This window comes from Methylobacterium nodulans ORS 2060 (genome assembly GCF_000022085.1).
GTDB classification, from domain to species: domain Bacteria; phylum Pseudomonadota; class Alphaproteobacteria; order Rhizobiales; family Beijerinckiaceae; genus Methylobacterium; species Methylobacterium nodulans.
This window is the reverse complement of record NC_011894.1, coordinates 7,217,338-7,230,992: the sequence shown is the minus strand read 5'-3', so window position 1 is coordinate 7,230,992 and position 13,655 is coordinate 7,217,338. Positions and strand designations below refer to the sequence as shown.

Below are 13,655 nucleotides of genomic sequence, written 5' to 3'. Positions count from 1 at the left end.
GCCTGCGTCAGGATGTCCGTCTCATGCCAACGGCATTGAAAATGCCGTTGGCATCACATCCCGACGGCGACCCGACGGCTGTTGCTCTGCTGGAGGTTGCGGTAGCGGGCAAGCGCCCAGAGCGGGAAGAACTTCGCGTAGCCGTGATAGCGCAGGTAGAAGACGCGCGGGAACCCGGTCGCCGTATAGCGGTCCTCGGTCCAGAGCCCGTCCGCCCCCTGGCTGCGGGTCAGGTAGTTGATGCCTCGCGCCACTGCCGGGCTGTCCGCCTCGCCCGCGGCCATGAGCCCGAGGAGCGCCCAGGCGGTCTGCGAGGCGGTGCTCGGCGCCCGCTCGTAGCCGCGATATTCGAGCTTGTAGCTCGCCGCGTCCTCGCCCCAGCCGCCATCCGGGTTCTGGATGGTGGTGAGCCAGTTCACCGCCCGCCGCACCGGCTCCGAGGCCGGGTCGACCCCAGCGGCGTTCAGCGCGCAGAGCACCGACCAGGTGCCGTAGATGTAGTTCATGCCCCAGCGGCCATACCAGCTGCCATCCGCCTCCTGGTCGGCCAGCAGGTAGGCGACGCCCCGGTCGAGGGGCGGGCAGCTCTCGCGCGTCTCACCGAGCTGCGCCAGCATCGAGACGCAGCGCGCCGTCACGTCGGCGGTCGGCGGGTCGAGCAGCGCCCCGTGATCGGAGAACGGGATGTAGTTGAGGTAATGGTAGGTGTTGTCCGCGTCGAAGGCCGCCCAGCCGCCGTCGCGGCTCTGCAGGCCCTCGACCCATTCGCGCGCCCGCGCGATCGACTGACCGTAATCGGCCGCGTCCGGGCCGGGGCTGCGGCGCACCTGCGCCCGGTCCATCGCCATCACCACCACGGCGGTGTCGTCGAGGTCCGGATAATGCGGGTTGGCGTACTGGAAGGCCCAGCCGCCCGGCCGCACATTCGGCTTGGAGGCGGCCCAGTCGCCCTTGATGTCGAGCACCTGCAGGGGCTTGAGCCAGTCGAGGGCGCGCTTGGCGTGCCGCTCCGCCTCGACGCCGCCCGCCTCCATGAGCGCATGGGCCGAGAGCGCCGTGTCCCAGACCGGCGACAGGCAGGGCTGCACGTAGGCCTCGTGCTCCTTGACGGTGACGAGCTTCTCCACCGAGGAGCGGGCGGTCGCGACCAGGGGGTGATCTTCGGGGTAGCCGAGCGCCTCGTACATCAGCACCGCGTTGACCATCGCGGGGAAGATCGCGCCGAGCCCGTCCTCGCCGTTCAGGCGCTCGCTGACGAAGGCCACCGCCTTGTCGATCGCCCGGGCACGGGAGCCCGCCGGGAACGAGCCCTCGACCTTCTGCAGCACCTTGTCGATGGCGGCGAAGACCGGGCGCCACGGCGAGGATTCCTGCGGGCCGGCCGGCCAGCGTTTCACCCGCTCCGGCGGCTCGACGAACAGCTCCTGGATGCCGATGCCCCGCGGATTCCTGGCCCGCGGCTTCTTGGCCTGCAGCACGAAGAGCGGCACCATCACGGTGCGGGCCCAGTAGGACACCTTGTCGAGGTGGAAGGGGAACCACCGCGGCAGCAGCATCACCTCGACGGGCATTACCGGCACGGCGCTCCACGGCACCTCGCCGTAGAGGGCCAGAAGGGTCCGGGTGAAGACGTTGGCGTGCGCGGCGCCGCCCCGGCGCAGGATCGCCTCGCGGGCGCGGCGCATATGCGGCGCCTCGATCGAATCGCCGATCATCTTGAGGGCGAAATACGCCTTGACGGTCGCGCTCATGTCGAACGGGCCGTCATGGACGAGGGACCAGCCGTCGTGCTGCGCGCTCTGCGTGCGGCGCAGGTAATTGGCGATCTTGCCCTCGAGCTCCGCGGAGGGGATCGAGCCGCGGAAATGATGATAGAGAATGTACTCGGACGGGATGGTGGCGTCGGCCTCCAGCTCGAAGCACCAATGCCCGTCGGGGCCGGCGAGCCGCATCAGAGCCTTGGACGCGAGCGACACGCGCCGCTCGACATCGTCCAGCGTGATGTCCTGCGTGCTCATGCGGTGCAGCGTCTCGACCTTTCCCACGATTCTCTCGCCTTCTCCTGTTCGGGCGGCCCGCCCTGCCGCCGCTTTCGCCCCGATTCGCGGCGATGCAAAAAACGCCGCATATGCTCAAGCTGTTCCGATTGGCGCAGCGCCGCGTCAAGCGGCCCCGCGCTGCGCCTCTCTTGCCTGGGTCTCTCTTGCCTGGGTGAAGAGCGCCGCCGCCACCGCGCCGGACCGGATGGCGCCCTCGATGGTCGCCGGCAACCCCGTCGCCGTCCAATCTCCCGCAAGCGCCAAGTTTGCGAGGTGCGTTCGCGCACCTGGGCGCCGCGCCGCTTCCAGCGGCGTCGCCGCGAAGGTTGCGCGCTTCTCCTTGACGATCTGCCAACGGGGCAGCGGGGCTCCGGCCTGGCCGGTGAGACGCGCAACCTCGTCCCAGATTCGGTCCGCGAGTTCCTCTCGGGGCGTCTCCAGCAGCCGGTCGGCTCCGCTGATCGTCACCGAGAGCCGGTCCGGATAGGAGAACAGCCACTCGGTGAGGCCGCCGACGACGCCGAGCAGCAGGGGCGAGCCCGGCGGCGGCGGCACCGCGAAATGCGCGTTGACGATCGAGCGGTGCGCCTGCGGGGCCGCGAGCCCCGGGATCAGATCGGCGGCAACCCAGGCGGGCAGCGCCATCACGACGGCATCCTCCGGCCCCAGCGCCTCGGTCCCATCGCTGAAATCCAGGGCCGCGACGCGCTCGCCAGCGAGGCTCAGCGCCCGCAGGCGCCGGCCGAAGCGGATCTCCGCCCCGGCCCGCGCGAGGAAGGCGAGAGCCGGCTCCACGAAGGCCGCGGAGAGGCCCGCCACCGCCACGAGCGGACGGCAGGCCCGCCCGCCCGCACCGAGCGTCTCGCGCAGGATGGCGGCGGCGAGGCCCGCATCGCTCTCGCGCGGCTCGGTGTTGAGGGCGGCGAGCAGCACCGGGCGCCAGAGCCGGTCCCAGAGCAGCCCCTCGCAGGCCATGCTCTCGCCGATGGTCGCGGCCGAGGCCGCCTTCCGGCCCGGGGGGCGGGCGGTCGCCCGCAGGATGCCGAGCGGCGCGAGGTAGTCGCGGGCGCGGCTTCCAGGCACCCGGCGGCTCGCGTCGAGCACCCACCAGGGCAGGCGCCCGGCATTGGGGCGCAGGGTCCAGCGCTCGCCCGTCCGCAGATCAGCGAACGGGAAGGCGGCCTCGGCCGGTCCGGTGAGCGCATCGGCCGGCGCGCCGACCGCCTTCAGGAAATCGAGGGCGTCGCGGTTGCCCGACAGGAGCAGGTGGTTGCCGTTGTCGATGGTGAGGCCAAGCGCCGGGTCGAAATAGGAGCGGCAGCGACCGCCCGCCTGCTTGGCGGCCTCGTGCACGACGACGCGCCGGCCGCCGCGCGTCAGCTGCACCGCCGCCGAGAGCCCCGCGAGCCCCGCGCCGAGAACGTGGATAGTCCCCGCCATCACAGGATCCCGTGCCGCAGGAGGACGCCGATCAGCGCGAGCTTGCCGGGCTTCACCCGGGTGCGGGGCGCCGCCCAGCCGCGCGCGAGGAGCCCATCGAGGATCAGGTGATAGGCCGCCGCCATGATCCGGGGCGCCTTGGTGGCGCGCCGCGGCGCGGCGGCGATGATCCGCCAGGAAGCTTGGTAATGCGCCTCGGCCTCGGCGGCGAGCGCCGTGCAGACCTCGGCGAGACGCGGGTGGCGCAAGGCCGCCTCGGGCGTCGGGTGCGACAGGCCGATCGCCGCGAGGCGCTCGCGCGGCAGGTAGAGGCGCCCGCGCTCGGCATCCTCGTCGATGTCGCGCAGGATGTTGGTGAGCTGCAGCGCCCGGCCGAGATGGTGGGCGAGGGCGCGGCCCGGCTCCTCGGCGAGCCCGAAGATCCGCACCGAGAGCCGCCCCACCGCGCTCGCGACCCGGTCGCAGTAGAGGTCGAGGGTGGCAGCGTCGGGCGCCACGATATCGGCCTCGGCATCCATCGCCATGCCGTCGATGACCGCGAGAAAATCCTCGCGCTTCAGGCCGAAATCCCGGACCGGACCGGCGAGCGGGGCGAGGCGGGGCGCAGGGCGCCCGGCATAGAGGGCGTCGATGTCGGCCCGCCAGCGGTCGAGCTCGGCGGCGCGCTGGTCGCGCGCCCCGCCATCATCGGCGACGTCGTCCACCGCCCGGCAGAAGGCGTAGACCGCATACATGGCGTCGCGCTGCGCGGCCGGCAGCAGGCGCATCGCCGCGTAGAAGGACGAGCCCGCGGCCGGCAAGGCCGGGGATTCGGGGACGGAGGAAGGGGCGGGCGAGGCGAGGGCGGTCACGGGCGGGCTCCCCGCACATTGGGCAGCAGGCGCCGCCGGAAGGGCCGCCGCGCCAGGCAGGCGCCCGCGGCCGAGAGCGCGATGAGCGCGAAGGCGGCCTTGCCGTGGTGCACGGGCTCGCTCAGCGGGTCGCGCGCCGTGAGCCCGCGGGCCAGCGCCACCGCGAGACGGTGGATCGCCGCGATCTCCAGGGAGAGCCGCGTGTCCTCGATCAGGTCGGGGAGCGCCCTTCCCTCGTGCAGCAGGTCGAGGCAGCGATGGGCGAGGGTGCCGATCACCGCGCGCAAGGCCGGCGAGGCGCGCTCGGCGCCGAGCGCGGCCACATCGACGCCGTGCGTGGCGAGGAGATCCTGCGGCAGGTAGACCCGGTCGAGCTGGCGGAAATCCTTCCCGCAATCCTGCAGGTGATTGATGATCTGGAGCGCCGCGCAGATCGCGTCCGAGGCCGCCCAGGTCGCGGCCGGATCCTCGCCGTGCACGTCGAGGACGAAGCGCCCGACCGGCATCGCCGAGTAGCGGCAATAGTGCATCAGCTCGTCGAAGGTGGCGTAGCGCGACTTCCTCGCATCCATCCGGAAGGCGTCGAGGAGTTCGAGGGCGTGGCACGGGGGCAGGCCCCGCCCGGCCAGCGCCGCCTTCAGGGCGGCCGCCTCCGGATCGGCCGGACCGGCGCCGGTGAGCGCGTCCGCGAGCCCGTCGAGGAGCGCGATCTTGCGCTCGGGGCTTAAGTCCGAATGGTCGGCGACATCGTCCCCCGCGCGCACGAAATTGTAGAAGGCCAGGATCGGCCCCCGGTGCCGCGGATGGACCAGGTGCGACGCGACCGGGAAGTTCTCGTCGCGATGCGACTTGCCGGAGCGCGCCTCGGTCGCGGTGGTCATCGGATGTATCCTGCCTGACGGAACCATGCGACGGCATCCTCGAGGCCCTGGCGATAGGGCCGCGCGGAGTAGCCGAGTTCGGCCCGTGCCTTGGCGTCGGAGAAGAACATCCGGTAGCGGGACATCCGGATGCCGTCGAGGGTGGCCAGCGGCGCCCGGCCCGTGACGCGGGCGGCGAGTTCGGAGACGAAGGCGACCGGATAGACCGCCGCGCGGGGCAGGCGGAGGGTCGGGGCTTTGCGCCCCACGATCCCGGCGATGTCCGCGAGCATCCGCGACAGGAGCACATTCTCGCCGCCCAGGATGTAGCGCTCGCCGATGCGCCCGCGGCGCAACGCCAGCAGGTGGCCGGCCGCCACATCGTCCACATGGGCGAGGTTGAGGCCGGTATCGACGAAGGCCGGCAACCTGCCGTTCGCCGCCTCCACGATGATGCGGCCGGTGGGCGTCGGCTTGACGTCGCGCGGGCCGATCGGCGTCGAGGGGTTGACGATGACAGCGGGCAGCCGGTCGCGGGCCACCATCTCCTCGACCACGCGCTCGGCCACGACCTTGCTGCGCTTGTAGGCGCCGATCGCGGTCTCGGGGGTGAGCGGACGGGTCTCGTCGGCGGGCGTGCCGTCGTCATGCGGTTTGATCGTCGCGACGCTCGACGTGTAGACGATCCGCTCCACGCCCGCATCGAGGGCGGCGCGCATCAGCACCCGGGTGCCGTCGCGGTTGGTGCGCACGATCTCCTCCGGGTCGGGCGCCCAGAGGCGGTAATCGGCGGCGGCATGCACGAGGTAGCGCATGCCCGCCATGGCCGAGGCGACCGCGGCGGGATCGCGCATGTCGCCCTCCGCCACGGCGACGTCGGGCCAGGTCAGGTTGGTGCGCGGGCTCGTCGCCCGCACCAGGATGCGCACCGGGAAGCCGGCGCCCCGGAAGACGTCGACCAGCGCCGAGCCGAGAAAGCCGCTCGCGCCGGTGATCAGCACCGGGCCGACCTCCGGCCGGGCATCAGACGGGGGGCGGTCCGAGGCCTCGATCATGCTCATGCCGTGGGTTCAGGGATCACCGCCGCGCCCGCGGCGACGGCGGCAGGCGGCGGGGCCAAAGGCCCGCCGCTTCTGCCATTTCGGGGCCCGGCCGACAAGGCGACGAGGCCCGCGAAGGCGTCGCGGCGCGGAACGCGTGCGGTTCCGCGGACAGCGTGGCGTTCCGGCACCACCGGTCAGACGCGCCGCAGGCGCGTCCGCTCCTTGCGCTCTTCGGGCAGCAGGTCGGTGACGGTGCGGACGATGGCAGGCGCGTCGAGGCCGGCCTGGGCGTACATGCGCTCGGGGCTGTCGTGGTCCTGGTACACGTCCGGCAGCGTCAGGGTGCGCACCCGCACCGTGCCCGCATCCAGCGCCCCCCGCGCCGCGAGCAGATGCAGCACCATCGCCCCAAAGCCCCCGGTCGAGCCCTCCTCCAGCGTCACCAGCACCTCATGGCTCCCCGCCAGATCCAGGATCAGCGCCTCGTCCAGCGGCTTGGCAAAGCGCGCATCCGCCACCGTCACCCCGATCCCGCTCTCCTCCAGGCGGTCCGCCGCCTTCAGCGCCTCCGCCAGCCGCGTGCCCAGGCTCAGAAGCGCCACCCGCGCCCCTGGCGGCCGCCGCAGCACCCGGCCCTTGCCGATCGCCAGCACCTCGCCCCGCTCCGGCAGGTCCACCCCCACGCCTTCGCCGCGCGGATAGCGCAACGCGATCGGGCCGGCATCATGCGCATGCGCGGTCGCCACCATGTGCACCAGCTCCGCCTCGTCCGCCGCCGCCATCACCGTCAGGTTCGGCAGGCAGCACAGATAGGCCAGGTCGAACGCCCCCGCATGCGTCGCCCCGTCCGCCCCCACCAGCCCCGCCCGGTCGAGCGCAAACCGCACCGGCAGGTTCTGGATCGCCACGTCGTGCACCACCTGGTCGTAGGCCCGCTGCAGGAAGGTCGAGTAGATCGCGCAGAACGGCCGGAACCCCTCCGCCGCCAGACCGGCCGCAAACGTCACCGCGTGCTGCTCGGCGATCCCCACATCGAAGGTGCGCTCCGGATGCGCCTTGGCGAAAATATCCACCCCGGTGCCCGACGGCATCGCCGCGGTGATCGCCACCACCGTCTCGTCCGCAGCCGCCGCCTTGACCAGGCTCTCCCCGAACACCCGGGTGTAGCTCGGCGCATTCGGCTTGGCCTTCACCTGCTGGCCCGAGAGCACGTCGAACTTCACCACCGCGTGGCCGCGGTCGGCGGCGGCTTCCGCCGGGGCGTAGCCCTTGCCCTTCTGGGTCACCACATGCACCAGCACCGGGCCCTCGGGCGCGTCGCGCACGTTCTTGAGCACCGGCAGCAGATGGTCGAGATTGTGCCCGTCGATCGGCCCGACATAGTGGAAGCCGAGCTCCTCGAACATGGTGCCGCCGCCCGCCAGGATGCCGCGGGCGTATTCCTCGGCCCGCGCCGCGGTGTCGTAGAGGGCCTTGGGCAGCAGCCGGCCGAACTGCTTGGCGGTGTCGCGCAAGGAGCGGTAGGTGTCGCCCGAGACCAGCCGGGCCAGATAGGCCGACATCGCCCCGACCGGGGGGGCGATCGACATGTCGTTGTCGTTGAGGATCACGATCAGGCGCGAGCGCAGCGCCCCGGCATTGTTCATCGCCTCGTAGGCCATGCCGGCCGAGATCGAGCCGTCGCCGATCACCGCCACCACGTTGCGCCGCGCCGGCGTCTCGCCGCGGGCGCGCGCCGCCGCCTCGGCCAGATCGCGGGCGATCGCCATGCCGAGCCCGGCCGAGATCGAGGTGGAGGAATGGGCCGCCCCGAACGGATCGTAGGGGCTCTCGGCCCGCTTGGTGAAGCCGGACAACCCGCCGCCCTGGCGCAGGGTGCGGATGCGGTCGCGCCGGCCGGTCAGGATCTTGTGCGGATAGGCCTGGTGGCCGACATCCCAGATCAGGCGGTCGTCGGGGGTGGTGAAGACGTAGTGCAGCGCCACCGTGAGTTCGACCACCCCCAGGCCGGCCCCGAGATGGCCGCCGGTGACCGACACCGCGTCGATGGTCTCGGCGCGCAACTCGTCCGCGAGCTGGCGCAGGTCGCTCTCCGGCAGGGCGCGGAGATCCGCCGGATCACGGACGCGATCGAGGAGGGGGAGAACCAGTGCTGACAAGATCGTACACCCGTGGTTGAAGCGTTGCGACAGCCCTGCTCGGCGTGCTGAGGGATTCAGCGAGGAATTTCAATATCATCCGGCGCAGGGCGGACAGCCTCGCATCGAACGCCCTTTATAGCCGATCAGGGCTGGGTTGCCATTCTGATGTCATGATCATCGTGGCCGCGGCGGTGCGGTGTGTAACAAGTCTTAATAACATTCTGAACCCCTGCTGAATCGGATCCGGCGCCGACGCCTGGGACGGCTTTCCTGGCGTGGGTTAGAATCTGTCCAGGGGCAGGGACACCATTTCGCCGTCCGGACATCCGATCCATCAATGCCTTGGAGTCCATCGGGCGCTTCAAAAAGGGTCCGACGGACTCTAGAACGCGATCACGCCGGACGATCCGGCGTGAGGGCCTGTCCCCAGGGTGAAGTGCGGATGCGAGCGCGGATGAGAGCCTGGCTTGCGGCGGGCGGCTTCCTGATGGGGGCCGCCGCCGGGCAGGCCGCGGATGCGCCCCGGCCGGCCGTGCCGCCGCCGAACGCTCCCGCCTCGGCCCCCGGCGGAACCACCTGCGACCTTTTCCTGCACTGCGTCTGGAACCCGCTCTACCGGCCACCCTGCGCATGGCGCTGGCGCCCGACGCCGGAGGGGCCGCGCAAGGTGCGGGTCTGCTTCTGAGCATGGCCGCGCGTCTGCTTCCCGTCCTGCTGCTGCTCGCCGCGAGCCCGGCGCTGGCCGATTCCTGCCCGGAGCAGTTCGCGGGCGGAAAGCCGCCGGTGCTCGCCAATCCGCGGCTCGCCGCCGACGCGACGCTCCTCTGCTACCAGGCCTTCGCGGTGCTGCATTCGGGCCTGTCGCGCACGCCGCTCTACGCCGCCGAGCGGCTCGACCGCGCCCGGGTCGAGGCCGCCCGCCGGGTCGACCGCGTCGACGCTTTCCACGATGAGGCGCGCCTGCCCGTATCCGAGCGGGCCGACCTGTCGGACTACGTGGGCAGCGGCTACGACCGGGGCCATCTGGCGCCCTCGGGCGACATGCCGGACCCGGATTCGCAGGCGGAATCCTTCAGCCTCGCCAATATCGTGCCGCAGAATCCGGACCTGAACCGGCACCTCTGGGCCGGGATCGAGAGCGCCGTGCGGGCACTCGCGGCCGAGCGGGGCGAGCTCTTCGTCGTCACCGGCCCGACCTTCGAGGGCGGCAACGTCCAGGCGCTGAAGGGCCGCGTTCTCGTCCCGACGCGGCTGTTCAAGGCGGTCTACGATCCACGCCGGGGTGAGGCGGGCGTCTACCTGGCGCGCAATGCCGAGAATGCCGGCTGGGAGGCGGTCTCGCCGGCCCGGCTCGCCGAGATCGCCGGGATCGTGGTGTTTCCGAGCCTGCCCGAGGCGGCCCGCAGCCGCGTGATGCCCCTGCCGGAGCCCCGCCGCGACGAGTTCGCCGGCGGCCACCGCCCGCGCAGGCCGGAACCCTCGTTCCTCGACTGGCTCGCCGCCGAGTTGACCCGGATGGCCAAGCGCGCGCTGCGCGAGGCGATCCGCTCGCTGTTCTAAAGGATTGTCGGGAGGACCGACCATGTCCGCTTCGCCCCGCACGCTGATCCCCTTCGCCGACGACGCAACCGTGCAGACCCTCGGCCCGCTCACGGTCGAGAACGGCACCGAGCGCGTGGTCCTGCACGGCTCCCTCGAACTCGCCCGCGACCGGCTGAGCCTGGAGCGGGCGCGGGCGCTCAGGCGGATCCTCGACGCGGTGGTGACGGCGCTCGAAGGGCAGGACCTGCCCGAGGAGGCGCCGAGGCCAGAGGGGCGGACGCAGAGCGTGAAGAACCCGTTCGGGTAGTGGAGCCGGCGCCGTGCGGTCCGGCCCGGAGGAGCGTGGTCCCCCCGCTCCGCCCGCCCGGCCCGCCTTGCACCCCCCCGGCCGCCCTGGTATCGCGGAGGGCACCCCATTTCATCGCGCGGACGCCCGCGCCGGCGCCCGTCACGGTCGGCCCGGCGCATCGGCACTGCGGGACCGCGCCGCTCGACCCAAGAATCGCCTCATCAAGGATCGCCTCATGGCCCGTGAGTTCATCTACCACATGCGGGGTCTCACCAAGACCTACGCGGGCGGCAAGAAGGTGCTCGACAACGTGCACCTCTCCTTCTACCCGGACGCCAAGATCGGCGTGCTCGGCGTCAACGGCGCCGGCAAGTCGACCCTGCTGCGCATCATGGCGGGCATCGACACGGATTATACCGGCGAGGGCTTCGTCGCCGAGGGCGCGCGGGTCGGCTACCTGCCGCAGGAGCCGCAGCTCGACCCCACCAAGACCGTGCGCGAGAACGTCATGGAGGGGGTCGCCGAGAGCCGCGCCATCCTCGACCGCTACAACGACCTCGCGATGAACTATTCCGAGGAGACGGCGGACGAGATGACCCGTCTGCAGGACGAGATCGAGGCCAAGGGCCTGTGGGATCTCGATTCCAAGGTCGATCAGGCGATGGACGCCCTGCGCTGTCCCGGCGACGAGGTCGCGGTGGAGACGCTCTCGGGCGGCGAGCGCCGCCGCGTCGCCCTGTGCCGGCTGCTCCTGTGGCAGCCCGATCTCCTGCTCCTCGACGAGCCCACCAACCACCTCGACGCCGAGACCGTGGCCTGGCTCGAAGGGCATCTGCGCTCCTATCCGGGCGCGATCCTGATCGTCACCCACGACCGCTACTTCCTCGACAACGTCACGGGCTGGATCCTGGAGCTCGACCGCGGCCGGGGCATCCCCTACGAGGGCAACTATTCCTCGTGGCTGGTGCAGAAGCAGAAGCGGCTCGCCCAGGAGGGCCGCGAGGAGGAGGCGCGCCAGCGCACCATCGAGCGCGAGCAGCAATGGGTGGCGGCCTCGCCGAAGGCCCGGCAGGCCAAGTCCAAGGCCCGCATCGCCCGCTACGAGGAACTCGTGGCGAAGTCGCAGGAGAAGGGGCCGAGCACCGCCCAGATCGTCATCCCGATCGCCGAGCGGCTCGGCAACAACGTCATCGAGTTCGAGGGGCTCGGCAAGGCCTTCGGCGACCGCCTGCTCATCGACGACCTCACCTTCAAGCTGCCGCCGGGCGGCATCGTCGGCGTGATCGGGCCGAACGGCGCCGGCAAGACCACCCTGTTCCGGATGATCACCGGCCAGGAGAAGCCCGATGCGGGCACGATCCGCATCGGCGAGAGCGTCAAGCTCGGCTATGTCGACCAGTCGCGCGACACGCTCAACCCCGACGCCACCGTCTGGCAGGAGATCTCGGGGGGCAACGACGTCCTCTATCTCGGCAAGCGCGAGATCAACTCCCGGGCCTATTGCGGCGCCTTCAACTTCAAGGGCTCGGACCAACAGAAGAAGGTCGGCGTCCTGTCGGGCGGCGAGCGCAACCGGGTGCACCTCGCCAAGATCCTGAAGAGCGGCGCCAACGTGCTGCTCCTCGACGAGCCGACGAACGACCTCGACGTCGACACCTTGCGGGCGCTGGAGGAGGCGCTGGAGGATTACGCCGGCTGCGCGGTGATCATCAGCCACGACCGCTGGTTCCTCGACCGCATCGCCACCCACATCCTCGCCTTCGAGGGCGACAGCCACGTGGAGTGGTTCGAGGGCAACTTCGCGGATTACGAGGAGGACAAGAAGCGCCGGCTCGGCGTCGATTCCACGATTCCCCACCGGATCAAGTACAAGAAGTTCAGCCGCTGAAGGGTCCTGCCGGGGCCCGCGCCGGCGGGCCCCTCGGCCGGAACGGATCCGGCCAACGGGGTGTGTGGTGAACGAAAAAGATCCCATGCGGGTGGACGGCAGCTGGTCTTGGTAGGCTGAGGCTGCCAGGCATCAGCATGAGATCGACCGATGATCGACCAACCTTCGACCGGGGCTGCCGTCCGAGATCAGGCTAACACGCTCTTCATCTCGCTCGAACTCAGTAAGGCGCGCTGGATGCTGACCGTGAGCGCGCCGGGAGCCGAGAAGATCTCGCGGCACTCCGTGAGCGGTGGAAACGCAGAGGCGCTGCTGGAGGTGATCGCGCGATTACAGGCATCGGCTGCCAAGCGTCGCAGCGCCGCTGTCCCCGTGGTGGTGATCCAGGAGGCAGGGCTCGACGGGTTCTGGATCCATCGTCTGCTCACGGGCCGCGGGATCACGAGCCACGTTGTTGATCCGGCCTCGATCGCGGTGAACCGGCGGCATCGGCGGGCCAAGACCGATGCCCTCGACGGCGAGACGCTGCTGCGCACACTCATGGCGTGGTCGCGCGGCGAGCGTCAGGTCTGCTCGATGGTGCAGCCGCCCACCCCTGAAGCGGAAGATCGTCGCCGGCTGGCGCGCGAGCGCGGCCGGCTCATCAAGGAGCGCATTCAGCACTCAAACCGGATTAAGGGTTTGCTGGCCAGCCAGGGCGTGAGCGCGTACGAACCTCTGCGCCAGGACAGACGGGCGCGGCTGGATGCGCTTACGACCGGCGACGGCCGTCCCATCCCCGAGCGCCTCAGAGCCGAGATCGTGCGAGAGATCGAGCGGCTCGAACTCGTTCTCTCGCAGATTGCGGCCGTCGAGCGCGAGCGCGATGCGCTCCTGGCCGAGGCGGCTGCAGCCGATCGGGATGCCGTGCCTGCTGCCTTGCTGCGCCTGCGGGGGATCGGACCGGAGCTGGCCTCGCTTCTCTGGCTCGAAGGGCTCTTCCGCCGCTTCGGCAATCGTCGGCAGCTGGCGGCGTATGCGGGTCTGGCGCCGAGCCCGTGGCAGAGTGGCGGCCTGGAGCGCGAGCAAGGCATCGCCAAATCCGGCAACCCGCGGCTGCGGCACGCCATGATCGAGCTGGCGTGGTTCTGGACCCGCCATCAGCCCGGCTCGGCCTTGAGCCGCTGGTTTGCCGAGCGGGTCGGTGCGGCGCGTGGCCGGGTGCGGCGCATCGCCATCGTGGCGCTCGCGCGCAAGCTGCTTGTCGCTCTCTGGCGCTACGTGACTGACGGCATTGTCCCGCAGGGCGCGGTCTTCAAGGCCTGAGGGATCACACGGATCCCGCGGCCTGGCTCGCGACCGGGCGCGGGATGCGGGCGAGCGGCGACCGCGCATGCCCCCTGGCGTCCATCAACGCCGTGAAAAAGGATGGTCCCGCTCTTCCGAGCCGACGCCCTCAAGCAGGAGGGATCAGGGTGCAGGCGCCAGTGCGCGCCGACCGGATGTGAGGTGATGCGGTCGTTGCGGCTGCATGAGAGACAGGCTCGGACCGCGATCGTCGAGAACTGGGTAAATCACGAGGG

At 71.1% G+C, this 13,655-nt stretch carries 11 protein-coding genes; 5 read left to right on the top strand and 6 right to left on the bottom strand.

Going from position 1 to position 13,655, the window contains the following annotated elements; all coding sequences use genetic code 11:
- Nucleotides 1-53: 53 nt before the first annotated feature.
- The 6 genes from shc to dxs form a co-directional block, all read right to left on the bottom strand.
- On the bottom strand, nucleotides 54-2,018 hold the full coding sequence (gene shc / locus MNOD_RS33770; RefSeq protein ID WP_198157673.1) for a squalene--hopene cyclase: 1,965 nt from the start codon (nucleotides 2,016-2,018) through the stop codon (nucleotides 54-56).
- Between the two features lie 144 nt (nucleotides 2,019-2,162).
- Complete coding sequence (gene hpnE, locus MNOD_RS33765; RefSeq protein ID WP_015933448.1) at nucleotides 2,163-3,479, bottom strand: hydroxysqualene dehydroxylase HpnE; 1,317 nt, start codon at nucleotides 3,477-3,479, stop codon at nucleotides 2,163-2,165.
- Nucleotides 3,479-4,330: a presqualene diphosphate synthase HpnD gene (gene hpnD / locus MNOD_RS33760; RefSeq protein ID WP_015933447.1), complete on the bottom strand. Its 852-nt coding sequence runs from the start codon at nucleotides 4,328-4,330 to the stop codon at nucleotides 3,479-3,481. Before hpnD ends, hpnE begins: the two co-directional genes overlap by 1 nt.
- Entirely contained in the window at nucleotides 4,327-5,211 is an 885-nt protein-coding gene (hpnC, locus tag MNOD_RS33755) for a squalene synthase HpnC (RefSeq protein ID WP_015933446.1), read from the bottom strand. Before hpnC ends, hpnD begins: the two co-directional genes overlap by 4 nt.
- Nucleotides 5,208-6,251, bottom strand: coding sequence for a hopanoid-associated sugar epimerase (hpnA, locus tag MNOD_RS33750; protein ID WP_015933445.1), 1,044 nt, complete (start codon nucleotides 6,249-6,251; stop codon nucleotides 5,208-5,210). Before hpnA ends, hpnC begins: the two co-directional genes overlap by 4 nt.
- A gap of 176 nt (nucleotides 6,252-6,427) precedes the next feature.
- Nucleotides 6,428-8,392: a 1-deoxy-D-xylulose-5-phosphate synthase gene (gene dxs, locus MNOD_RS33745; protein WP_015933444.1), complete on the bottom strand. Its 1,965-nt coding sequence runs from the start codon at nucleotides 8,390-8,392 to the stop codon at nucleotides 6,428-6,430.
- A gap of 436 nt (nucleotides 8,393-8,828) precedes the next feature.
- Here dxs and MNOD_RS33740 point away from each other — a divergent pair, with 436 nt between their 5' ends.
- The 5 genes from MNOD_RS33740 to MNOD_RS33720 all read left to right on the top strand — a co-directional run bounded on the left by MNOD_RS33740 (nucleotide 8,829) and on the right by MNOD_RS33720 (nucleotide 13,398).
- Nucleotides 8,829-9,059, top strand: coding sequence for a hypothetical protein (locus MNOD_RS33740; RefSeq protein WP_015933443.1), 231 nt, complete (start codon nucleotides 8,829-8,831; stop codon nucleotides 9,057-9,059).
- A gap of 2 nt (nucleotides 9,060-9,061) precedes the next feature.
- Nucleotides 9,062-9,934: a DNA/RNA non-specific endonuclease gene (locus MNOD_RS33735; protein WP_043749912.1), complete on the top strand. Its 873-nt coding sequence runs from the start codon at nucleotides 9,062-9,064 to the stop codon at nucleotides 9,932-9,934.
- A 22-nt stretch (nucleotides 9,935-9,956) separates the two neighbouring features.
- Nucleotides 9,957-10,223, top strand: coding sequence for a hypothetical protein (locus tag MNOD_RS33730; RefSeq protein ID WP_015933441.1), 267 nt, complete (start codon nucleotides 9,957-9,959; stop codon nucleotides 10,221-10,223).
- Between the two features lie 217 nt (nucleotides 10,224-10,440).
- Nucleotides 10,441-12,093 carry an energy-dependent translational throttle protein EttA gene (gene ettA / locus MNOD_RS33725; RefSeq protein ID WP_015933440.1) on the top strand — a complete coding sequence of 551 codons (1,653 nt, stop codon included), beginning with the start codon at nucleotides 10,441-10,443 and terminating at the stop codon, nucleotides 12,091-12,093.
- A 150-nt stretch (nucleotides 12,094-12,243) separates the two neighbouring features.
- On the top strand, nucleotides 12,244-13,398 hold the full coding sequence (locus MNOD_RS33720) for an IS110 family RNA-guided transposase (protein WP_015933439.1): 1,155 nt from the start codon (nucleotides 12,244-12,246) through the stop codon (nucleotides 13,396-13,398).
- Nucleotides 13,399-13,655: the final 257 nt, after the last annotated feature.